The organism is Paenibacillus sp. MMS20-IR301, assembly GCF_032302195.1.
Taxonomy (GTDB): Bacteria; Bacillota; Bacilli; order Paenibacillales; family Paenibacillaceae; genus Paenibacillus_AQ.
Genome location: NZ_CP135275.1, coordinates 6,848,388 through 6,870,777, shown reverse-complemented (window position 1 = coordinate 6,870,777; position 22,390 = coordinate 6,848,388). Strand labels below are relative to the sequence as shown.

The following is a 22,390-nucleotide window of genomic DNA, read 5'->3' as shown; positions in this document are numbered from 1 at the left end:
CAGATTCCTGATCTTAAATATGCTAAACCAACCGGGCGACTTAACTGTAGTTAGTACAACTAAAAACAGCCTTTCCGCAGCAAATCCCTTTTAACTGCAGTCTGTACAACTAAAAGTAGCGGTTGGAGTAAATTTTCGCCATTAGTGTGATTTTAGTTGTACCAAGTACATCTATTTTCAAATAAAAGATTAATCCATTTAAAATAACTGCACAAAATACAATTAGCCGCACCGTACATGTATCTGTCCCTATATCTGTACTCACTCATACTTCCCCTATTGATAAGCCAGCTCCAGCTTCGTCAGATTGTCCTTCCGTCCGACAATGACGAGTACATCGCCTTCAGTCAGCCGGTCCTCCGCCCTCGGGGAGATATTCATCTCTTCGCCCCGGCGGATCGCCATGACATTGCAGCCGTATTTGGCGCGGATGTTAAGCTCGATCAGGTTTTTGCCGAGCATCTGCCCGGACACCTTCATATCGAGAATGCTGTAATCCGGCGACAGCTCGATATAGTCGAGAATGTTCGGCGAGGCCAGATGATGCGCCACCCGGTTCCCCATATCCCGCTCAGGGTAGATTACCTTATCGGCCCCGATTTTACCCAGTACCTTGCCGTGCAGCTCATTCTTGGCCTTGGCCAGAATCGCCGGCACGCCAAGATCCTTCAGGATCAGCGTGGTCAGAATGCTGGCCTGAATATCCTCACCGATCGCTACAACCACCACATCGAAGTTGCGGATGCCAAGCGCCCGCAGCGCCTCTTCATCGGTGGAATCCGCGGATACCGCGTGGGTTACAATATTCGAGATTTCCTGGGTCCGCTGCTCGTCCGCATCGATGGCCAGCACATCGAACCCCATGCCGCTGAGCGCCTTGGCTACACTTGAGCCGAAACGTCCCATTCCGATGACGGCATATTGTTTTTTTGCCATTATAATTGTACCTCCCGCCCGTACTTCTGCATCTTCAACAGTATAGCATAAGCCGTTCCAAACTTGAATTTTCCGCCCGGGTACAGGGCATCTTATAACGAGAATGCTAACCAAACTAAGCACATGCTTCCGAAGCCAGTTTTGCGAAGTCGGTTCAGGATGCTTATGCTAACAAAACTTACAGGAGGTTAACCATGCCGGTTACTATTGATTTGCGCCAGGCCATCATTCACAAGGTGCACGGCCAGACGGAAGAGGGGCTGCGGGAGGTGATTGAGAATTCCGTGGACGGGCCGGAAGCCGCGCTTCCCGGTCTTGGCGTCGTGTTCGAAATGATCTGGAAGGATCTCGACCCTGCCAAGCAGGACCGTGTCCTCTCGATGCTCCACCGCCATCTGGACGGGCTCACCCCGGGGTCAATCACCACCTGAAGCCGCTCCTTCCGCCAAAAACCTCCGACATCCGCCGTGCAGCTGCACGCGGAAGCGGAGGTTTTTTATAAACGGTCAGTCAATAAGCTGTCAGCTCATCCTACATCAATGGTACATTTCAAGGCGCGGTTTCCAGGAATTTCGCAGTAGGGTTCTTCTCCATCGCGGTCCGCATGGCGTATTCGTTCTCGAACAGCACCACATAATTGCCCTTCTTATCGGTAACCAGCGTGGAGTTAATCCGGAACTTGCTGGCATCCGGTTTGTTCTCATCCACAATCCAGCGTGCGAACTGGTAGCTCATCCGCTGCAGCTGGACATCTACGCCGTACTCGCCCTTCATCCGGTATTCGAATACTTCGAACTGCAGCTGTCCGACGACACCCAGCAGGATATCATCGAAGTTCACCGTACGGAACACCTGGATCATGCCCTCTTCGGTCAGCTGGTCGATTCCCTTCTGGAACTGCTTCGATTTCAGTGCATTCTTAATGCTCACTTTGGAGAAAATCTCCGGCGAGAACGTCGGCAGCTCATCGAACTCAATATCCCCTGCCTGGCTCAGCGTGTCGCCAATCCGGAAAATCCCCGGATCGAACAGGCCGATAATATCGCCCGGATACGCTTCTTCGACAATATCCCGGTCCTGGGCCAGGAACTGCTGCGGCTGGGACAGCTTGATGTCTTTGCCGGCCCGCACATGCTTCACGCTCATGCCGCGCTCGAACTTGCCGGACACGATGCGCAGGAAGGCAATACGGTCGCGGTGCGCCGGGTTCATGTTGGCCTGGATTTTGAACACATAGCCGGTGAATTTCTCATTCGTCGGTTCAATCTGACCCTCTGTGCTGCGGCGCGGCTCAGGCTTCGGTGCAAGCTCCAGGAAGTTATCGAGGAAGGTCTGCACGCCGAAGTTGTTAATCGCACTGCCGAAGAAGACCGGAGTAATCTCGCCGCGCATCACCTTGTCATAGTCAAAAGGATCACCAGCTACATCCAGCAGCTCCAAATCAGCGCAAAGCTGATCATGCAGATATTCGCCGGCCATCTCGCGGATAACCGGGTCACGGTAGCTTTCTACCTTCTGCACCTTAATTACGGAATGGTCGTCACCCTGGAACAGCTCCACCTGATTCTTCATCCGGTCGTATACGCCGCACAGCTCACGGCCCATGCCAATCGGCCAGTTCATCGGCACCGAGCGGATGCCCAGTACATTCTCCAGCTCTTCCATCAATTCAAACGGGCTGCGGCCTTCGCGGTCCAGCTTGTTGATGAAGGTGAAGATTGGAATGCCGCGCTTCGCGCAGACCTGGAACAGCTTGATTGTCTGTGCTTCCACACCCTTCGCTACGTCAATCAGCATGACCGCGCTGTCGGCTGCAGTTAATGTGCGGTACGTGTCCTCACTGAAGTCCTGGTGACCCGGAGTATCCAGAATGTTCACCCTGTGATCCAGATAATCAAACTGCATGACGGAGGAAGTAACCGAGATTCCGCGCTGCTTCTCAATTTCCATCCAGTCACTTGTCGCATGCTTGCTTGCCTTACGGGCTTTTACGGTTCCTGCCAGGCGGATAGCGCCCCCGAAGAGCAGCAGTTTCTCAGTCAATGTTGTTTTACCCGCATCCGGGTGGGAAATAATCGCAAAGGTTCTGCGTTTGTCTACTTCTTGCTGGAGCTTATGATCCGGTGCCTTATTCATTGCACATATCCCTTCATATATAAATTCATGCTTCTGCTTCAATTGCCGGAATTCATCAAATCGGTGCACTATTCATTCGTTCAAATCCTTTCACGGGAGAGAATTCATATTTACGCGTTAGAATTACGTTGTATAGGATAAGTTATGGCTTTATTTTGAAAGCATCCTTTTTAGTATAGCAAAATCCGGCAGACATTATCTACAAAAAAGCTCGGTCCGGCAAATTTCTTAAGCAGATCTCCACTCTTACCAAAAAGATCCCCCCGCATTCCTAATGCAGGAGGATCTTATCTCAGTCCTATTCAAATGGTTAGCGGTTAACCTGCCAGACCACATTGTCTTCATCCTGGCCGTTGACCGGCCACCAGTGGAAGCCTTCATCTGCAAGCAGCTGATCAGCTTCAACCGGACCCCAGGAGCCGGCAGGATAGGAAGCCAGATCGCTGTTATCTTCCTTCCACGCTTTGGCAATCCGGTCCACAAAGGACCAGGCCGAGGACACTTCATCCCAGCGGGTGAAGTAGGTTGAATCTCCGCGTGCCGCATCATGGAGCAGACGCTCATAAGCTTCCGGCGAGTTAATCCCGATCATGCAGCTTTGGCAAAAGTCCATGGCGAGCGGCTGAATCTCTGATTCCGAGCCCGGCTTCTTGGCATTGATCTTCACATAGATGCCTTCCATCGGATTCACGCGGATCACGAGCAGATTCGGCTCCAGCTTATGCTTTTGGCCTAAGTAGACGTTGGTCGGCATTCCCTTGAACTCTACAACGACTTCCGTTGTCTTCACAGGCAGACGCTTACCGGTACGGATATAGAACGGAACTCCGGCCCAGCGGAAGTTATCTACGAATACACGGGCAGCAAAATAGGTTTCGGTGTTCGATTCCGGGTCCACCTTGTCTTCCTGGCGGTAAGCCGGAAGGGTCTTGCCTTTATAGAGGCCTTGAGTGTATTGACCGCGGACTACGTTCTCACGCACTTCTTCAGCAGAAGCATAAGGACGCAGCGAACGCAGCACCTTCACCTTCTCATCACGGATATCTTCAGCCAGCAGACGGCTTGGCGGCTCCATTGCAATCATCGTCAGCAGCTGTAAAATATGGTTCTGGCCCATATCGCGCAGCGCTCCGGCATGATCGTAATATCCGCCCCGCTCTTCAACGCCTACGGTTTCACCGAGCGTAATCTGAATGTTGGCGATATGCTTGTTGTTCCACAGCGGCTCGAAGAACGCATTCGCGAAGCGGATGACTTCGATGTTCTGGACCATTTCCTTGCCCAGATAGTGGTCAATCCGGTAAATCTCTTCTTCCTTGAACACCTGGCGGATCTGCTCATTCAGCTCTTCAGCCGATTCCAGGTTATAGCCGAACGGCTTCTCGATGACGAGACGGTTCCAGCCGCGGGACTGCAGCATGCCGCCAGCCTTCAGGTTGAAGGAGACGCTGCCGAACAGCTCCGGTGCTAGCGCCAGATAGAACAGGCGGTTGCCGGGAATCTGGAATTTCTCTTCAAGTGCTTCTGTCTGGGCGTTCAGCTCACGGAAGCCGTCAATATTATTGATGTCGAGCGACTTGTATTCAAAATGCTGGACGAATTCGTTCCATTCAGCTGTATCTCCAGCCTGGTAGCGGCAGAACTCGCGGATCGATTCCTTCACATCTTCCCGGAATTCATCCTGGGTACGGGGACGCCGAGCCACGCCAATTACCGCAAAATCATGGGTCAGCTTGCCTTCACGGTACAAACTGTAAATCGCCGGGAAAAGCTTACGCCGGGCTAGATCTCCGGTTGCCCCAAAGATAAAGAATACAGCACCGGGTGTGTGCAGTGCATCAAGGGTTTGATTTTCAGCCATGGCTCCTCATCTCTCTGTATGTAATATAGTTGAAATTCATTCTCAACGCCATCTATTCAATAAAACACGCAAGACGGCGTGATGTCATTTTATCATACTTGCCTTAAGGATGCTATCACATTCCTGACAGTTTTTCTCGGGATTTCGCAATTTTCCATTACTCTTTCTTATACCTGCAATTGCTCCCGCTTATACTACCGATATTATACCCTCACGCCAAAAGCTCCGCAACGTGGAGCAGAATGCAGAGCTGTACATTTGGCTATCTACACGTGAATTTGAGCATTAGTTATATTATAAGCTCCGGAACCTATGCCCGGCTGCTCTCAGTATTCTATCGTGATTAACGGAAGCCCAATCGTCACGCGGTTGGTGTCGTCGTTTCCGTTCCGGTGCACGGCCAGTTGAAGCGCAAGACTATGCTCGTCGCTGCTCACTGTACGGGCCAGGCCGGGTACACTGTACGAACGGCTGGAGGTGGTGTCGTCTTCGTAGTTCTCCTCTGCCTGCAGGCCGGGAAGCTGCGCGGACAACACCTGCTCTGTAGCAAGGAGCGCAGCCTGTGGCCCGCCGCTCTCCCTTGCCGGGGCCTGCAGCGAGGCGTTCCACTCTGCAGCGATTCCGGCCTCACGCATTGCCGCTCCGGCGGCCGCTGCTGCAGCCGGGAGCTCCGGCGAGCCCGCCAGGTCCGCCGTCTCAAAGGTAACGATGCTGTAGCTGCGCCCGCCGCCCAGCTCGCTCCAGAACAGGGAGACCTGCGTAGCTCTGCCGAGCGCCGCAGAGGCCCGCGAGGTCATATGCCCGTCTTCGTCTGTGCGGCTGACCTCTCCCAGGCCAAGCCGTGCAGCGAGCCGCTGCACGGCCGCTTCCGCGTCAGGCTCGCCGCTGTACTCGCCCTGCCACTTCAGCACCAGTCGCTGCGGCGCTCCTGGTGCCGCAGCCGCGCTGCCTAACTCACTCAGCAGCGCGAAGGAATCGCGCATTGCTCCGGATGAAGCAGCAGCGCGGGTACCCTCAGCTCCGGCAACGGGAGTCTGACCGGCTGCAGCAGCACCGCTTCCGCCTCCGGCAGCCCCGGCGCTGCGGAACCCGCTCAGCAGCGCCGCTGCCACACATACTGCTGCAATCAGCAGTGTCCCCTTGCTTCGTCTTCCGTTTGCCATCCTGCATCATCTCCCTCTCTGAATCCGTTCTAGTAATCTACTAGACAGGATAACCAGTTTCAGAGGATGCTATACAATAAGCATACAAAAAACACCCTCAAGCCCTTCCCCGGCTCTAAGCCTCTGAGGAGAATTCTTGAAGGTGCTGCTCTGCTGCCCTGGCGTTATTCCGCCAGCCCGTTCTTATATGCATAAATAGCTGCCTGGGTCCGGTCTTCGACGCCCAGCTTGGCAAGAATATTCGTGACATGGAATTTCACCGTCTTGATTCCGATAATTAACTGATCGGCAATATCCTGATTGGATTTGCCCTGGGCCAGCAGCTTCAGCACTTCCATTTCCCGTTCAGTAAGCTCTTTGTAGGCCGGGGCTTCACCCTTGGCATTCGAGCGGAACCGGTTCATCATTTTGGAGGCCACCTGTGATTCAAGCACGGACTGGCCCCTGGCGGCAGCACGGATTGCATCCGCGACTTCACTGGCCCGCGAGGTTTTGAGCAGATAGCTGAATGCCCCTGCTTCAATAACCGGATACATCTTCTCATCATCCAGATAGCTGGTCAGTACAATGACTTTGCAGTCTGGGTACAGCTTCAGCAGCTGCCTTGTCGTCTCGATTCCGTCCATACCGTCCATAACGAGATCCATCAGCACCACATCCGGGTTATACTCCTGCGCCAGCCGGATGCCTTCCTCGCCGCTTCCGGCTTCACCTACAACTTCAATTCCATCTTCGGTGCCAAGCACCGCAGCAAGTCCGATCCGGACCATTTCATGATCGTCCACAAGCAGGACCTTAATTGCTTCCGCTTCCTCCATCTCCATGGCTACCCTTGCCTCCTATTCATTAACTACCGGTACAGTAATCTCAATCCGCATACCTTTACCCGGAGCGGTAATGAACTGGATCGAGCCGCCGATCTCCGTAATCCGCTCCTGCATATTCGAAAGCCCATAGGATGTCTGCTTGCTCTCATCCATCTCGAAGCCAATCCCGTCATCTCGCAGCGTCAGCCGGACTGTCTCACCCCGGCGGTGCAGCCGGATCTCCATCTTCTCCGCCTTGGCATGGCGCAGCGTATTCGAAATCGCTTCCTGCACAATGCGGAACAAATGATTCTCCACGCCCTTCAGCAGCTGCACGCCCGGGTCCATCTCGAACACGATATCGATCGGGACTTTGATCTTCAGCTCCTTGATCAGCTCCTGCAAACCCTGCTCCAGCCCTTTGCCTTCCAGATATACCGGCCTGAGATGCAGCAGCAGCGCACGCATCTCCGACTGGGCTACCGCGGACATTTCCTCAATCAGCGCAATTTGCCGCTGCGCCTTGTCGAAATCCTTCTCCAGCGTCCGGCCCACAGCCGTGGCTGTCATCGAGATCGCGAACAGCTGCTGCGATACCGCATCATGCAGCTCACGCGCCAGCCGCTGCCGTTCCTCAATAATCGCCGTTCCCCTTGCCTGCTCGGCAAGCTTAGCATTATTGGTCGAGAGCCGCTGCAGCGAATTCACCTGATTCTCCCACTTGCCGCTGATCCGGCTGAGCTGTTCTCCAAGCCGGCCCAGCTCATCACTGCCAAGGTCAGGAATAGCCGGAGTAAGATTCCCCTTCTCCCAGGCCACCAGTGTGGACCGCAGCAGCTCCAGCTTGCGCTTGCTGCGGAAGCCCTGATAGAAGCCGTATCCTACGCCGAAGGCTACCGGCAGCAGAATAAGCGTCAGGACCGTTCTCAGACCGATCCGCCAATTCTCAAACGGCTGTAAAAATCCATATGTATACAAAATGTAGGTAGTAACGAGCAGCATGACCAAAGAGAACAGAGCCCCCTCACCCATACTGCGCGTAACCATATTGCTGCTTTTTTTACCCAAGCCGGGAGCCCTCCTTTCTCTCTTCCCCTCCGAGCATACCTCTTAAGGTATCTGCACGTCCAGATCCCCCATCAGATATGAAATGTTAAATTTCACTTTATGCTCGCAGCTGTCGTAATTCGGGGATTTCCAGTTCAGCCGGTTCAGCATCCCCGTATCGCGGTGGCCGCCGGATTCAATCGAGCCGAACAGTACAAACGCTTCAATCTCCACCCCGTAATCCTCTGACAGATGAATATCCACATCACCAAAAATCCCCTGGAACAGCAGAATCGTCTCACGGTCCTCCGCCATCGCCAGCGACAGATCCACGTCGGCTTCACCCAATACATGCCAGGCACTCAGACTGCGCATTACCCACGGGGACAAATCCCAGTCGAATCTGGAAGAAAAGCTTTGCTTCTGCACAAACCCGGCCTTGCGCTGCATTCTTTTGGATTTGACGAAGAACATCCCAAGCGAGATCAGGCAGATGCCGAGCACCAGCAGCAGATGATCCAGCAGCAGTAACACTGCGCCGACCCCCATCAGTTTATAGCCTTGTTTCACATTGCCCGATGTCGTCCGGTAAATCCCCAGGAGCAGGAACAGGAGCGCGACAACGGAGAAAAAGCCGATCCATTTGCCAAATATCATCAAGCAGCCCACACCAATCAGTCCGATGGCAATCAAACGGTTCCGTCTTTCCATTACGCACGCACCTCCTGTCTACATTACTAACCGCATCCGCAAAACAGCCCCACAAAGTGGGGCTTTAGCTCCGAGGATTACTCAGGTACTTTGCTGGGCCCCCAAAAATTTACCCCACAATATATAAATTCTTAACTTACTGCAAAAGCCATACCGGTATGGAGAATCCATACCGTATGGCTTTACCTAGATCAGCATATCATATCCGCCTGTACTTTTGGAACAGGCTTTACTCTTCTTTTTTATCGAGTGAAGGTGCTGCCGGAGCAGCATTCAGCTTGCTCTTGAGTGCTGCGAGCTGCTCTTCCACTTTCAGCTGCTTCTCAGGATCAACCGGCTTGGCATATGCAGTTGCCGAAGGGCTGTACGGAGCGCGCAGAACATCTGCTTCCGCTTCAAGCTGCATGATCTTCTCTTCCATCCGGTGGAATCCGAGCGATGCGCTTCCGCTTTCAATGGAATGCACACTGCTGATCTGGGACATCTGCTTCTTGGCCTTCGCCATTTGAGCACGGGACACCAGTTCGTTACGTTTGTTGCGCAGCTTGTAGAATTCATCCTTCATATCATGAAGCTGCTGTACCAGTTCCTTGGCCTGAACCTCTGCCTGAGCGTGAAGCTCACTGTATTCAGCATGCTTCTGGTCGAAATAGATCTTCTCTTCCAGCAGCTTGCGGGTAACTTCCTCCTGGCCGTTCTTGAGTGCGAGCTCAGCCTGTGCTCCGCGTTGTCCGGATACCTTGGCTGCTTCATCCACACGCTGTTTCATGCGGCGTTCGTTAGCCATCTGTTTTGCAACCGTTACTTCAGCCTCATGAATTTCGGCCTCCATATCGCGCAGATATTGATTCAGCATTACAATCGGGTCCTCTACCTTATCCAACATGTCGTTTACCGACGCTTTAGTCATATCCTTAATCCGTTTAAATACTCCCATGATTTACAATTCTCCCTTCTCGTATTTAGCAAGTTTTTGTTTAAGCTCTTCAACTTCTTTTTGCAGTGCTTTCTTCTCAATGTCCTTCATCATGGCATCCAGTCCGGAATCCGGAGCCGCGTATGCACCAGCCTTGTCATAACCGGGAGGGTAGCCCCCCTGCCCCGGCTGTCCGTTATGTCCAGGAGCGCCGTGATGATGCCCGTGATGTCCGTGATGTCCGTGGTGCCCGTGATGCCCATGTTCAGGTCTGCCTGAGTAGGGGCCGCCGTAAGGTCCGCCGGGTCCAGGTCCGAAGGGGTTATATTGAGTAGGTTCTTTGGGGATTACCATCGCCGCGATAAGGTATACCAGGATTGTTGCGCCTCCGCTGAAGGGAATGCTCACCACCAGCAGAATCCTGAACAGCGTGGAGTCGATGCCGAGAGTCTCGGACAATCCGCCTGCCAGCCCTGTCATTACCTTGTCTCGGGTTGAACGGTACAATCGGGTCATAGTACTACTCCTTTCTGCCATCATTGTTCAGCTTCTCCTTGAGGCGGGCCATTTCTCTTTCGAGCACTGTCGCTACCGTCTCTCCAGCCTGAACTGCATATTCCTGTCCCATCCGGCGCAGGTCACGCAGACTCTTGGCTTCCAGCTCCCAGTCCGTCATCTTGTCTTCCAGACGTCCGAACATCTTGGGCACATCACCGGCATTGCCGTAGGCGCCGGCTCTTTGATTCATGCGCTGCTGCAGCCGCAGCGACTCCATCCGAGCTGCATAATACTGGCGCTTGCTGTATACTGTCTGATACTCGATTTTGAGTTCATTCAGCTGGCTTTCCAGATCGAAGAGTGATTGCTGGCTCGTCTCCAGCAGCCCGCTGTATTGCTCCAGCTTCTCTTCATGGATAATCTTCTCCTGCAGTGCCAGCTTGGCGAGATGATCCTCCCCTGCCTTGAGTGCAAGGAGCGCCTGCTCTTCACGTTTGTTTCTCATCGCGGTTGCCTGATTCACCTGCTGCTGCAATTGCTTCGTATGGGAAGCGTATTGCTGGTACAGCCGCTCGGCCTCCCCGATCTCTTCACGGGTTGAATGTAGAAATTGATCAATCAGCTTCACGGGGTCCTGGCTCTGTTCCAGGCGTTCATTCAAGTTAGCTACGGTGATATCCCTCATTCTGCGAAAAACACTCATGATCTCCTGTTCCCTCCCTGCTTCTTTTTAAGTAAAGGATGTGATTCTTAATATGTTCTGCTGCGTTTGCCCCGGAGCACCGAGATGCCCCACACTACCAGAGCAATTCCCAGCAGCGGTCCGATAATCCAGGAAAGCTTGGAGATCAGGGACATGATACCGATGAAGAGTACCACCCAGCCGATAATTTTGCGTCCGCTCTTGATTCCGTAGTATCCGAGAACAACCAGCAATACCGGGAACAGGATACCGAAGATCCCGTGAATCAGATGAGGCAGTATTCCCAGCAGCATTACAGCTCCGATTACGATCAACGCAATTGCCAGTCCGTTACCTTTTCTTTGCATTTTTTCTCACCGCCTTTCGTTGACCTCTTTCTTATAACCTTATTCTAGGGTAATCCTCGGCTTTTCAAAACAGACTGTGGACGGTTTTATGTACTGGACCTTAGTCGGGGGCACAGGCACGACCACAGACCGCGGGAAATCCGCATATAAAATCCTGTGCACTGATGCGATTCAACCGCCAACAGTATCTATCACCATTCTGGCCTTAGCAAGGCTGGGCCTGCGGCGCTTGCCGAGTAAACCACCATTAGCCGCGTCTCAGCGGTGACAGGGATGTATTAAGTAAAAAGCTGACCCTTAGCAGATATTCTGCCAAGGGTCAGCTTTTTTTCTGTTCCTTCATCACTTCTATTTATAGAAGTGAACCTTACTTGATTTTGAAGGCCTGGGACACCCACTCACCCAGAATATCCTCATCGAGAAACGGGGCTAGCGGCAACAGCGCTTTGGGGCCTTCCTTCTTGAACACTGCCTCCGCCAGTTCTTCCAGCGCCTCTTCACTTAAGAACGGGGCCAGCGGGATCAATGCTCCCGAGCCTTCCTTCTTGAACGCTGCCTCCGCCAGTTCACCCAGCGCCTCTTCACTTAAGAACGGAGCCAGCGGGATTAACGCACCCGAACCTTCTTTTGCAGCAATCTGCCCGGCGCACTGATCCAGTGTCTCTTCACTTAAGAACGGGGCCAGCGCCAGCAAATCGCTTACTGCGGCCCCCTCCTTCACATGCTCAAAGGCTTCACCAATCTGCTCCAGTTGCAGCAGAGGCGCAATATCCGCAAGCTCTTGTGCAGATACTTCATGATCCTGGAAATATTCTCCGGTTGCATGATTAAGTAAGCCTTCAATCATCCGGGAGCTCTGCCCCTGACCTTCTCCGAGGATCTCATCAATACCGGTGCCAAAGATTTCCGCCAGCTGCGGAAGCTTGGAGATATCCGGCATACTCGCGCCTCTCTCCCAGTTGCTGACCGCCTGATAGCTGATTCCCAGCTTGTCTGCGAGCCCCATTTGAGTCAGTCCCGCTGCTCCCCTCAATCTAACGATATTCCTGCCCACCTTCAACATGTCAAACATGCTTCCACCCCTTCGGCTAAGATGCTCTCAGTGTACCGACTGCTGCTGTTTTTGTATATCAAGCGCTGCTTGAGTTGCCGTACGCTGGGGTCTGCTGCGGAATATAGTGACCAAAACCACGGCAGCAACGATGATCACCGCTGCAGTCAGCGTATTGACGGTAAGCTGTTCACCGACCAGCAGCCAGCCAAGCAGCACTGCCACTACCGGATTGACAAAAGCATAGGTTGAGACCAGCGCGGCGTCGGCGTTCTTGAGCAGCCAGATGTAAGCCGTGTATCCGACAATCGAACCGAAGACGATCAGATAGCCGAGCGCCATGTACGAACGGACAGAGATTACGGTCACATCAAGTTTCGACCAGTCCCCGGTAAAATAGGAGAAAACCAGCAGCAGCGCGCCTCCCGTCAGCATCTGAGCCGCCGTAGACATCAGCGGAGACTCCGGCATTACAGCGTTCCGCGAGTACATGGAGCCTGCCGCCCAGCTTACGGACGCCAGCAGCAGGGTAATAATAGCGGGCAGATGGGTAGCACCGCCCCCGCCCGTATGTCCCGGCTGGAATACCAGCACAGCTATGCCCACTAGTCCAAGCACAACGCCTGCAATGATGCCGGCACTCGGCCGTTTGCCGCCGCGGCCAAACCAGCTCATCAGCATCATCCATACCGGAACAGCCGCCACAATCAGAGATGCAATAGAGGAGGATACTCTTTGCTCCGACCAGGCCACGAGCCCGTTGCCTCCCAGCAGCAGCAGTGCGCCGACAATAGCTGACGATCTCCACTCGCGCCGCGCCGGACGTTTCGCTCCGCTTAATCTGGAGAGGATATAAAGCACCGCTCCGGCTGCAAAAAAACGCACTCCGGCCATCAGGAAGGGCGGCATCGTCTCAATCGCAATTTTCATGCCGGCATAAGTGCCTCCCCAAAATAAATAAACGGATAATAATGCTATGCCAGTTACGTACACAGGATTCACTTTCGCCTTCTTCATCATGCCGCATCACACTCCCTTGATTCCGTCTTCATATATAGTAGATAAAATAAACGTCGTCGTCGTTTCCTTCACATCCGGAATACGGAGCATCTCATCAAGCAGCAGGGTAAGCTCCTCGGGCGAGGTGACCCGCACCTTCAGCAGCATGCACCACTCCCCCGCCATCCGTTGGCATTCCAGAATGCTCACTCCGGGAATTTGAATGCGGATAATCTGGTCTGCCGCCTCACGGAAGCTCTGGCTGACCACCTTCACGGAGATCATAACCTTGATCTTCTGATCCAGCTTCCCCCAGTCTACAATCCCCTTGTAGCCTTTGATAACACCGCTCCGCTCCAGCTTGCCGACTCTCTGATGCACCGATGGCCGTGAAATATGCAGCAGCCTGCTGATCTCTTCATGGGACAGTCTCCCGTTTCCTTCCAGCAGCTTCAGAATTTTGTTATCCAGTTCATCCATGCAACCGCCTCCTGGGCAAAATTATAGCATGATTCATACGTACTACGACTAATCGTTATCATTAAACAGCAGATTCAAACGTTTCGTAAAATAAACGGGAGATACTCTCGTCAATCGTTAGAATACCATCCTAATTCTTCCGTGAGCGTAACGATTCGTAGGCATGCTTGATACGCAAAAAAAACCAAGCCTTGGTCCACCAGCTGGAGAAGCTGGTTCGGGCCAAGGCTTGAGCATGATAATGCTAGGGGATATTTACTGCGAAACTCCGAATTGGGGCACCGCCGCAGCTTCTCCTGGGACACGGCAGCTACTCGCTGTCCGGCAAACCGCTGGCAAATACAGCTCCTTCTGCCAATCCCAGCACGAACTGCTGCAGCCAGACATAATATTCAGCCGCATGCTTCAGCTTATCGAGATCCCTGAGGCAGGCTTCACGCTCCTCTTCGGGCGTATCCTCCGCATCAGCCAGCGCCTGAAGTTCCGGCACCGCTAACCCCACGGCCTCCTGCATCACATCGATCTCCCGCTGCAGCTTCAAGGTGAAGAAATTCCGGAAGGCTTGGAAGAAATCCGTCTCCGCCACATACAGCTCCTTCCGCTCACGCTTCTCCTCCAGCTTCGTAACCATCCGGGAGGACATTAGAGCACGGACGCCGTAGCTCATATTGCTTTTACTCATATTCATGACCTGCTTCATTTCCTCCAGCGTCATCGGCTTATCCTCAAAGAACATGATTCCATAGAGCTGGCCGAAGGAATAATTCGCTCCATATAAATCCATCGTCTGCGCGATCGCATCAATTACCCCGCGCAGCAGCTGCTCCCGTGGAGAGATCCGGCCGTTGTCCTCGCCAAATGCAGTCTGCTTCATTCGGATGCACCTTCATTCCCATTAGAATTGTTCACTCTGCATTACACAAAACTGAATTTTCGCAACAGATCAGGTCAAGTTTTACACAATTTCCGAACGGTGTTTACCCCGGCTTGACCACAGCAGCACCGCTTGAGTGTACAATTTTTTTTGAACAGAGGAATTCTTATCTGCATTATACCGCACACAACAATGATCATGGAATGGGGTATCGGAACGAAAATGACACGCTCAAAGCTTAGAAGCAGGCTTACGCCCGTGCTGTTCACACTGCCGGCGATGGTGCCGTTCGTTCTGTTCTGGCTCGCACCGCTGCTGTATGTGCTCTATCTCAGCTTCATGGAATGGGATTTCATGAGCCCGGAGAAAACGTTTATCGGCATTCAAAATTATACGGATTTGTTCAGCAATCCGGCTTTTTACAAAGCGCTTCGCGTAACCGCACTGTTCTGCGCAGGCAGCGTGCTGCCGACCATCGTTCTGGGCCTGGGACTAGCCCTGCTCATGAACCGTCAGCTGAAGGGCTCCGCCTTCTATCAGGCGCTGCTGTTCTCGCCTTGGGTCACGCCGACAGTTGCTGTATCCATAGTGTGGTCCTGGATTTACGAGCCGGAGGTCGGCCTCGCCAACACAGTGCTGGGTGCCCTCGGTCTGCAAGGCATCGGCTGGCTGCAAGACCCGCAGTGGGCGCTGATCGGCGTCCTGCTGGTCACCATCTGGAAATCGATGGGCTGGGCAATGATCTTCTATCTGGTGGCGCTGCGGAATGTGCCGGCCGACTTGCTGGAAGCCGGGGAGCTTGACGGGGCAAGCCCGCTGCAGAAGTTCCTCCGCATTACATTGCCGCTGATCTCGCCAACCACTCTGTTTCTGTTTGTAGTGCAGCTCGTCCAGGCGCTCCAGGCTTACGATCAGATCAACGTGCTGACCCAGGGCGGCCCGTCGGGCTCCACCCGTACTCTGCTCTACCTGTATTATCAGTCCGCCTTCGAATCGTTCCAGATCGGCGAGGCTTCCACCGTTGCCGTCGTTCTGGTAATGCTCTGTATGCTGCTGTCGGTACTGTCACTGGGCATCAGCAAGCGGACCACCCATTATCAATAGCCGGTATTTACTGGCGGCACCGGCTGTATTCTATATTTTTCCTAAAGGAGGTCTCACCGCTTGCGTATCTTCCCACGGCTGGGCGGAACGGCCCGCCATCTCTTCTTCGCCGCACTATCCCTGCTGATGGCCTTCCCGTTCTACTGGATGGTAACCAGCGCGCTGAAAACCAATGATGAAATCTGGCGCTCCCCGCCGACGCTTTGGCCGGAGACACCGCTCTGGGGCAATTTCGCGGCTGCGTGGAATGAAGCGCCGTTCGCAAGATATATGGGCAACAGCATTTTCGTCGCCAGCTGTATTGTTATTCTGCAGACCATTAACTCCGGTATGATGGCGTATGCGCTGACCCATATGAAATTCCGCCTGAAGGGGATTTTTGCCGGAGTCATCCTGTTTGGTTATATGGTTCCTGCTACTGCAGTTTATCTGCCGAGCTATCTCGTGCTGTCCAAGCTGCATCTGCTTAATACTTACGGCGGCCTGATCCTGTCCAACTGCGTCAGCGTTTTCGCCATTTTTCTGATCCGCCAGGCGTTCCTCCAGGTGTCGCATGAGCTGGTTGAGGCCGGCGAGGTCGACGGGGCATCCCATATGCGGATTCTCTGGACCATACTGATGCCGGTGACCAGATCGTCCTTCGCGGTACTGGCACTGATTACCTTCATAGATCATTACAACAACTATTTCTGGCCGATGCTGATTACCAAGGACCCTGCCCTGCAGCTGGTCTCGGCCGGACTGCGCAGCTTTTTCGTGGAAGGAGGTGCTTACGGATTGAAATGGCCGCTGATCATGGCCGCCAGCGCCTTCACCATCGCCCCCCTGCTGCTTGTGTTCCTGCTGGCCCAAAAAACGATTATGCAAAGTGTCAACATGACCGCAGGTTCCAGTAAAGGCTGATATATTACACTTTCAAACCAAGAGGAGAATGATGATGAACGCATTTAAAAGATTAACCGCAGTATCCATGATTGCCGGACTTTCCGTACTGACCGCTTGCGGCGATAATGCTGCATCCACTAATAACACTTCAGCAAACGGCGCAGGCACAGTGCCTGCCGCTGAAGCTGCTCCGGCCGCAAGCGCTCCGGTAACAATTGAATTCTGGTATGGACTCGGCGGCAAGCTCGGTGAAAATATGGAATCGCTCATTCAGAAATTCAACGCCTCCCAGCAGGAAGTGATTGTTAAAGGGATTGTGCAGGCGGATTACACCGAAACCCAGCAGAAGCTCCAGGCCGCAATTGCCACCGGACAAGTTCCTGCAGCCGTTCTCTCGTCGAATGTAGACTGGGCCCGCAAAGGCTATTTCGCTGAAATGGATGAACTGATCACCGCCCAGCCTGAGTTCAATCCGGAGGATTTCGTCCAGACCTTCCTGAACCAGGGCAAGGTTGACGGGAAGCAGTATTTCCTTCCTATGTATGGTACAACGCAGGTAATGTATTACCGTAAGGATGCTTTTGAGAAGAGCGGCATTGATGCCAGCCGGATTAAGACCTGGGAAGATCTGGCCGCAGCCGCTAAGGCGATGACGGTTGCTGAAGGCGGCAAAACCAGCTTCTACGGCTGGGAGCCGATGTGGGGCTCCGGCAATATGATTGATGCGGTATTCAGCAAAGGCGGCAGCATTCTTAGCGAGGACGGCAAGACCGTAACGATTGACTCACCGGAATGGACCGAGACCTGGGACTTCTTCCGCAAATCGATTCATGAGGATGGAACCATGCGTATCCACTCCGGCGGACAAGGCTGGGAGTACTGGTACAAGACCATTGACGATGTAATGAAAGGCCAGGCGGCCGGATACACCGGCTCCAGCGGCGACCAGGGCGACCTCGATTTCAATATCGTAGCCGCAATGGAACAGCCGGGCTGGGAAGGCACCGGTGAAGGCAAGCCGGTAGCAGAAGCTATCATGGCCGGAATTCCTGCGAAAGCCGGCGATGCCGAGAAGCAGGCCGCGATGAAATGGCTGACTTACTTCACGAGCTCCGAGAATACGGCCTTCTGGTCGATTAATACCGGATATATCGCTGTCCGCCAATCTGCCCTTGAGGATCCGGCCTTCGTTACTTTCAGCGAGACCAATCCGCAGATCAAAATCCCGTTGCAGCAGGCTTCCCATGCCTCCGCTCCATTCCAGGACCCGACCGGCGGCAAAATTAACGATGCCCTGAAGATTGCTGCAGATAAGGTGCAGATCGAGAATATCCCTGCTGCGGAAGCGCTGAAGGAAGCACAGGAGACTGCACAGGCGGCACTGGATAAATTAAAATAATCTGTAGCAGATGGTATAACCGCAAACAGGAGGTTAGCAGCATGTCTAAGCTTATTACCCCGCACGGGGAGCATTCCGTGTCCGCCATTCTGTTCGACAAGGATGGTACTATTCTGGAGTTCATCTCCCTCTGGGGCAGCTGGGGCGAATGTTTCCTTGCAGCATTCTCCCGCCAGCTGCAGCAGCGCAGCCTTGAATTTCCGGCGCAGCACCTGTCTGCGCTGCTCGGAACCATTCACGATGCGGACGGCAGCATTACCGGATACGACCGCAATGGCCCGCTGGCCATGGGAACCATGAGTGACCTGTATGCCATTCTGTCCTGGCAGGGCTATCTGCTTGGCTTGTCCTGGGCTGAATCCATGGAACTGGTCGACCTCTGCCGCCTGGAAGCCGATGAATTGATGGAGCAGACCAAACCTGTAATCCCTCTCCCAGGCCTGCTGCAATTCCTTGACGACTGCGCAGCTGCGGGCATTCCGCTGGCTGTAGTCACTGCCGACGAGACGGAAGCGGCCGAGAGCCATCTCCGCTGGCTTGGCCTGCGCGGGTACTTCAACGCCGTGATCGGTACGGATCAGGTAGAGCGCGGCAAGCCCTTCCCCGACATGGCACTGCTTGCCTGCGGGCAGCTCGGGGTAGATCCGGCAGAAGCCGCGGTCATCGGCGATACGAACGGGGATATGCGGATGGCCAAGGCGGCCGGAGCTGCCGTAGCCATCGGAATTACCGGCAGAGCGTTAGCGGAGGCTGGACATACGCTTTTGCCGGATGCTGATTGCCTTGTGCAATCTTATGCAGAGCTGGGTATTAAGGCGGGCCATCTCCAAGTCAGTACAGCCGGACATAGCGGAACAGAACCCCTGCTGACTTTTCAGATTATTACCGATACTCATGTCACGGCCGATCCGGCGCATGAATACAATCTGAATTTCGGACAGGCGCTGCAGGATCTGGCCATCCACGCCAAGGGCAGCAGCGGAATCATGCATATCGGGGATGTCACTGATCATGGTCTCCCGGAAGAATATGCAGAGGTCGGACGCATCCTGCAGCTGCATCAAGACGCCTTGCCGGAAATCCTGTATACCGTGGGCAATCATGATGTGGGACTCGGCCACTGGGAATCGCGCATTTCGATGTTCACCGCCCATATGGCCATGCCGGGGCCGTATCATGACCACTGGATCGGCGGATATCATTTCATATTCCTCGGGACTGAGGAGAATCTGCCTATATTCTGCAATCTGTCAGATAAGCAGCTGGAGTGGCTGGACCGTAAGCTGGGGGAACGGGCAGGAGAAGGAGGAATCGGCGGCCCGGCGCGGGGTAACGCAGGATCAGGCACAGCACCGCTGCCGCAGCAGCCTGTCTTCCTCTTCCTGCACCAGCCGCTGAAGGATACCGTAGCCGGGTCGCTGGAAGCTCAGGAATGGTACGGTGTTATGCAGGATGAGGAGCTGCGCGCCATCCTGGCGAAGCATCCGCAAACCCTGCTCTTCACCGGGCATACCCACTGGGAGCTTGAGAACGATAAGACGATGGCTCCCGGTAACGGGCAGAACGCCACAATGTTCAACGCCTCATCGGTTGCCTATCTATGGACGGATGCGGATGAACGCAAGACGGGCAGCCAGGGCTATTATGTAGAAGTCTATGCTGACAGAGTGCTTGTCCGTGGAAGGGATTTCAGCACAGGAACCTGGGTAGAATCCGTACAATTTACGGTCTTTAACACTATTAAAGCGCATAGTTAATTATCTTAATCGACTAAACGCTATACAAACAGCCTTCTCCGTTAATGGGAGAAGGCTGTTTGTGCATACGGCCGTGTGATTTTAGCCTAATGAATTTTAGCTTAATGCATCCGGGCTATGCCTCAAAAAGCAGGCAGCGCGATATCCGCATAGTTATCTTCCAGGAATTTCTTCACCTCCGGACCACTGATTGCTCTGGCCAGCTTCCGGATCGCATCAGCATCCTTATTGTCTTCACGAGCAACAAGCGTGATGGTAAACGCGGAATCTTCCCCTTCAGTAATCAGCGCATCCTTCTTCGGAGTCAGCCCGAGCGGGCTGGCATACGCCGGAGTCATCGCCACAAGATCAGCATCATCCAGCATACGGGCCAGCATCAGCAGGTCGACCTCCTCGAACTTATAGTTCTTGGGATTGGCAGTAATGTCGGCCTGGGTCGCTTGGATGCCTACGCCGTCCTTCAGCGTAATCAGTCCGGCATCCGCGAACATCTGCAGGGACCTTCCGATATTCGACGGGTCATTCGCCATCACGAGGGTTGCTCCATCCGGCAGATCGGCAATAGCCTTATAGCGCTTGGAATAACCGCCATAAATGGCATCGTACACAGGCTGTACCCCAACCAGGTTAGCCCCTTTGCTCGCATTGAACTGCTCCATGTAAGGCAGATGCTGGAAGAAGTTCGCATCCACCTCCTTGTTCGCCAGTGCTTCGTTCGGCTGCACATTATCGGACAGGATTACAATTTCCATGTCCACGCCCTGTTCCTTCAGAATCGGCTGTACAATATCAAGGATATCTGTCATTGGCGGAATCAGCGAGGCCACTTTAATCTTCACAGGCTCAGTGCTCCCGGCGGCCGGAGTCCCGGCAGCCTCCTTATTATTTCCTTGTCCGCAGCCCGCAAGTGCAAGCACCAATACAAGTAATGTCAGTAGAAAAGCAGCTTTCGTCGTCGTCTTCATCGTTTCATCTAACCCCCATTATTATATAGTCTTGCAGTCTGTCAGCGTTTATCCAGCAGTCTTGCTACCGTGCTTCCTGTGAACTGGATCAATTGCACCAGCACAATCATGACCAGGATGGCGTAGATCATCACTTCTGTCTCGAACCGCTGATATCCGTAGCGGATGGCGAAGTCGCCTACACCCCCCCCGCCGACGACTCCCATTACAGTTGAAAAGGAAATGAAGCTGATCGTGGAAGCCGTCAGTCCGAGCACCAGCCCCGAACGGGCCTCGACATACAGAAACTTGAAGATCACCCCCGGCTTTGATGCCCCCATCGACAAGGCTGCTTCAATCGTCCCCCGCGGAACCTCCAGCAAAGATTGCTCCACAAGCCTGGAATAGTAGGCAATGGCGACAATCGACAGCGGAACGGTAGAGGCCAGCGTACCGATAGCTGTACCTACGACAAGGCGGGTGAACGGAATCAGGGCCACAACGAGAAGCAGGAACGGAAATGAACGGACCACATTGACGACGCTGTTCAATATGAGCGACAGGCTTCTGTTCTCATAGAGCTGGCCTTTGCGGCAAAAATACAGCAGGGTCCCGAGCGGAAGCCCCAGCAGTACTGCAGCACCTATTGAGATTCCGACCATGACAAAGGTCTCCCCGATTGAATGCCACATCTGTTCCTGATACTTCAGCATGCTCTCAAGCATAAGGCCCCCCCGCTCTTCCGGTAATCCGCTCACGGTAGGAACCGGAGGAGCCTGCCGGCGGCAGAAAGCCGCCCTCAGCACGGGAGAAGCTGTCTACAATTCTCCCCCGCTCCATTACAGACACCCCGCTGCAGATCTGCTTGATCACATCCATCTCATGCGTAACAATTACTATCGTTACATCCAGCACCTCATTAATATGACGGAGCACACCCAGAATATCAGCTGTCGTCCCCGGATCAAGTGCGGAGGTAGGTTCATCGCACAGCAACAGCTTCGGATGGTTCGCCAGTGCCCTGGCAATGGCCACCCGCTGGCGCTGGCCGCCGCTCAGCCGGGCCGGGTACTCATCCGCCCGGTCAGCAAGCCCGACAAACTGCAGGCATTCCTCCACCCGCTTCATCCTCCCGGCCCGCGGCACCCCGGCAAGCTCCAGCGGGATGGCCACATTCCGGCTGACAGTCGCATTGCCCACCAGATTAAACTGCTGAAAAATCATGCCGATTCTTTGCCGTTCCCGCCGCAGCTCCTGATCCGGCAGCTCAGTAAGCAGCCTGCCGTCTACCCTTACCGTTCCTTTATCGGGCCGCTCTAGCAGGTTAATCAGCCGCAGCAGGGTGGATTTGCCGGCTCCGCTCGCCCCGATAATGCCGTGGACCGCCCCGGCCTTCACTTCAAGGGATACTTCATCCACAGCCGGATATCTGCCGTTCTTCAGATCGAAGCTCTTGCTTACCTGATTAAGCGATAGAATATGAAGCCCTCCTTAATAGACTGCCTAGACTAAAGCCCTCTGCCTTTGAATTTCTTTTACCGTTTCTTGTATCATAATTATTTAAAAACTGTTTTATTAAAAATCTCTTTAAATAATAAGGTATCTTATCCGCTGTGTCATCATTTTTTTGATAATAATTAGTACGGGATATGAAAAAAATGAAGCTTTATAAGGATGTACGGGAGCGATTGGGATTATTCTACAGTTCAAGTGAAATGCAAAATAACCCCACAAAGTGGGGTTTGGGCTGCGAGGTTGACTCTGGTATTTTGC

Annotated in this window: 23 protein-coding genes and 1 pseudogene; 6 read left to right on the top strand and 18 right to left on the bottom strand. The window is 53.7% G+C overall.

Annotated features, from left to right (window positions below):
• Positions 1 to 276 precede the first annotated feature (276 nt).
• Positions 277 to 936 (bottom strand): potassium channel family protein, encoded by a 660-nt coding sequence (locus LOS79_RS29690; protein ID WP_315414448.1) that lies wholly within the window; start codon positions 934 to 936, stop codon positions 277 to 279.
• Between the two features lie 194 nt (positions 937 to 1,130).
• On the opposite strand from LOS79_RS29690, the gene LOS79_RS29685 reads away from it, so the two are divergent.
• A complete protein-coding gene (locus tag LOS79_RS29685) occupies positions 1,131 to 1,367 on the top strand; it encodes a small acid-soluble spore protein SspI (RefSeq protein ID WP_315414447.1) in 237 nt (78 codons plus the stop codon).
• A gap of 118 nt (positions 1,368 to 1,485) precedes the next feature.
• On the opposite strand, the gene LOS79_RS29680 is transcribed toward LOS79_RS29685, so the two are convergent.
• From LOS79_RS29680 to LOS79_RS29615, 14 genes are all read right to left on the bottom strand, one after another.
• A complete protein-coding gene (locus tag LOS79_RS29680; RefSeq protein WP_315414446.1) occupies positions 1,486 to 3,072 on the bottom strand; it encodes a peptide chain release factor 3 in 1,587 nt (528 codons plus the stop codon).
• Between the two features lie 310 nt (positions 3,073 to 3,382).
• Positions 3,383 to 4,933 (bottom strand): glucose-6-phosphate dehydrogenase, encoded by a 1,551-nt coding sequence (zwf, locus tag LOS79_RS29675; protein WP_315414445.1) that lies wholly within the window; start codon positions 4,931 to 4,933, stop codon positions 3,383 to 3,385.
• 326 nt (positions 4,934 to 5,259) lie between these two features.
• On the bottom strand, positions 5,260 to 6,096 hold the full coding sequence (locus LOS79_RS29670; RefSeq protein ID WP_315414444.1) for a YwmB family TATA-box binding protein: 837 nt from the start codon (positions 6,094 to 6,096) through the stop codon (positions 5,260 to 5,262).
• Between the two features lie 164 nt (positions 6,097 to 6,260).
• The gene (locus LOS79_RS29665) at positions 6,261 to 6,914 is read right to left on the bottom strand and encodes a response regulator (protein ID WP_397386821.1); all 654 of its coding nucleotides are present in this window, start codon (positions 6,912 to 6,914) and stop codon (positions 6,261 to 6,263) included.
• Between the two features lie 21 nt (positions 6,915 to 6,935).
• Entirely contained in the window at positions 6,936 to 7,949 is a 1,014-nt protein-coding gene (locus LOS79_RS29660; RefSeq protein ID WP_315422515.1) for a sensor histidine kinase, read from the bottom strand.
• A gap of 63 nt (positions 7,950 to 8,012) precedes the next feature.
• A complete protein-coding gene (liaF, locus tag LOS79_RS29655) occupies positions 8,013 to 8,660 on the bottom strand; it encodes a cell wall-active antibiotics response protein LiaF (RefSeq protein ID WP_315414442.1) in 648 nt (215 codons plus the stop codon).
• Positions 8,661 to 8,889: 229 nt separating this feature from the next.
• Positions 8,890 to 9,597 carry a PspA/IM30 family protein gene (locus tag LOS79_RS29650; RefSeq protein WP_315414440.1) on the bottom strand — a complete coding sequence of 236 codons (708 nt, stop codon included), beginning with the start codon at positions 9,595 to 9,597 and terminating at the stop codon, positions 8,890 to 8,892.
• Positions 9,598 to 9,600: 3 nt separating this feature from the next.
• Entirely contained in the window at positions 9,601 to 10,092 is a 492-nt protein-coding gene (locus LOS79_RS29645; protein ID WP_315414438.1) for a PspC domain-containing protein, read from the bottom strand.
• Positions 10,093 to 10,096: 4 nt separating this feature from the next.
• Positions 10,097 to 10,777, bottom strand: a complete 681-nt coding sequence (locus LOS79_RS29640; protein ID WP_315414435.1) for a PspA/IM30 family protein — start codon at positions 10,775 to 10,777, stop codon at positions 10,097 to 10,099.
• Positions 10,778 to 10,824: 47 nt separating this feature from the next.
• Positions 10,825 to 11,124: a LiaF transmembrane domain-containing protein gene (locus tag LOS79_RS29635; RefSeq protein ID WP_315414433.1), complete on the bottom strand. Its 300-nt coding sequence runs from the start codon at positions 11,122 to 11,124 to the stop codon at positions 10,825 to 10,827.
• Positions 11,125 to 11,491: 367 nt separating this feature from the next.
• Positions 11,492 to 12,196, bottom strand: coding sequence for a helix-turn-helix domain-containing protein (locus LOS79_RS29630; RefSeq protein ID WP_315414431.1), 705 nt, complete (start codon positions 12,194 to 12,196; stop codon positions 11,492 to 11,494).
• A gap of 27 nt (positions 12,197 to 12,223) precedes the next feature.
• Complete coding sequence (locus LOS79_RS29625; protein ID WP_315422513.1) at positions 12,224 to 13,192, bottom strand: EamA family transporter; 969 nt, start codon at positions 13,190 to 13,192, stop codon at positions 12,224 to 12,226.
• Between the two features lie 9 nt (positions 13,193 to 13,201).
• The gene (locus tag LOS79_RS29620) at positions 13,202 to 13,654 is read right to left on the bottom strand and encodes an Lrp/AsnC family transcriptional regulator (protein ID WP_315414429.1); all 453 of its coding nucleotides are present in this window, start codon (positions 13,652 to 13,654) and stop codon (positions 13,202 to 13,204) included.
• Positions 13,655 to 13,964: 310 nt separating this feature from the next.
• A complete protein-coding gene (locus LOS79_RS29615; protein ID WP_315414427.1) occupies positions 13,965 to 14,528 on the bottom strand; it encodes a GbsR/MarR family transcriptional regulator in 564 nt (187 codons plus the stop codon).
• Between the two features lie 198 nt (positions 14,529 to 14,726).
• Here LOS79_RS29615 and LOS79_RS29610 point away from each other — a divergent pair, with 198 nt between their 5' ends.
• The 5 genes and pseudogenes from LOS79_RS29610 to LOS79_RS33135 all read left to right on the top strand — a co-directional run bounded on the left by LOS79_RS29610 (position 14,727) and on the right by LOS79_RS33135 (position 19,673).
• Positions 14,727 to 15,632, top strand: coding sequence for a carbohydrate ABC transporter permease (locus tag LOS79_RS29610; protein WP_315422509.1), 906 nt, complete (start codon positions 14,727 to 14,729; stop codon positions 15,630 to 15,632).
• A gap of 60 nt (positions 15,633 to 15,692) precedes the next feature.
• Complete coding sequence (locus LOS79_RS29605) at positions 15,693 to 16,535, top strand: carbohydrate ABC transporter permease (RefSeq protein WP_315414425.1); 843 nt, start codon at positions 15,693 to 15,695, stop codon at positions 16,533 to 16,535.
• A gap of 34 nt (positions 16,536 to 16,569) precedes the next feature.
• Positions 16,570 to 17,916, top strand: coding sequence for an ABC transporter substrate-binding protein (locus LOS79_RS29600; RefSeq protein WP_315422507.1), 1,347 nt, complete (start codon positions 16,570 to 16,572; stop codon positions 17,914 to 17,916).
• Positions 17,917 to 17,957: 41 nt separating this feature from the next.
• Positions 17,958 to 18,656: pseudogene (locus LOS79_RS33140) on the top strand (HAD family hydrolase); the annotation flags it as partial.
• Between the two features lie 69 nt (positions 18,657 to 18,725).
• Positions 18,726 to 19,673, top strand: coding sequence for a metallophosphoesterase family protein (locus tag LOS79_RS33135; protein ID WP_397386820.1), 948 nt, complete (start codon positions 18,726 to 18,728; stop codon positions 19,671 to 19,673).
• A 122-nt stretch (positions 19,674 to 19,795) separates the two neighbouring features.
• Here the strand turns inward: LOS79_RS33135 and LOS79_RS29590 are convergent, their stop codons facing one another.
• From LOS79_RS29590 to LOS79_RS29580, 3 genes are read right to left on the bottom strand one after another with little or no spacing between them, the layout of a single operon-like run.
• Complete coding sequence (locus LOS79_RS29590) at positions 19,796 to 20,638, bottom strand: MetQ/NlpA family ABC transporter substrate-binding protein (RefSeq protein ID WP_315414421.1); 843 nt, start codon at positions 20,636 to 20,638, stop codon at positions 19,796 to 19,798.
• Positions 20,639 to 20,679: 41 nt separating this feature from the next.
• Entirely contained in the window at positions 20,680 to 21,342 is a 663-nt protein-coding gene (locus LOS79_RS29585; protein WP_315414419.1) for a methionine ABC transporter permease, read from the bottom strand.
• Entirely contained in the window at positions 21,335 to 22,096 is a 762-nt protein-coding gene (locus tag LOS79_RS29580) for a methionine ABC transporter ATP-binding protein (RefSeq protein WP_315422505.1), read from the bottom strand. The genes LOS79_RS29585 and LOS79_RS29580 overlap by 8 nt, the downstream gene beginning before the upstream one ends.
• Between the last annotated feature and the right edge of the window lie 294 nt (positions 22,097 to 22,390).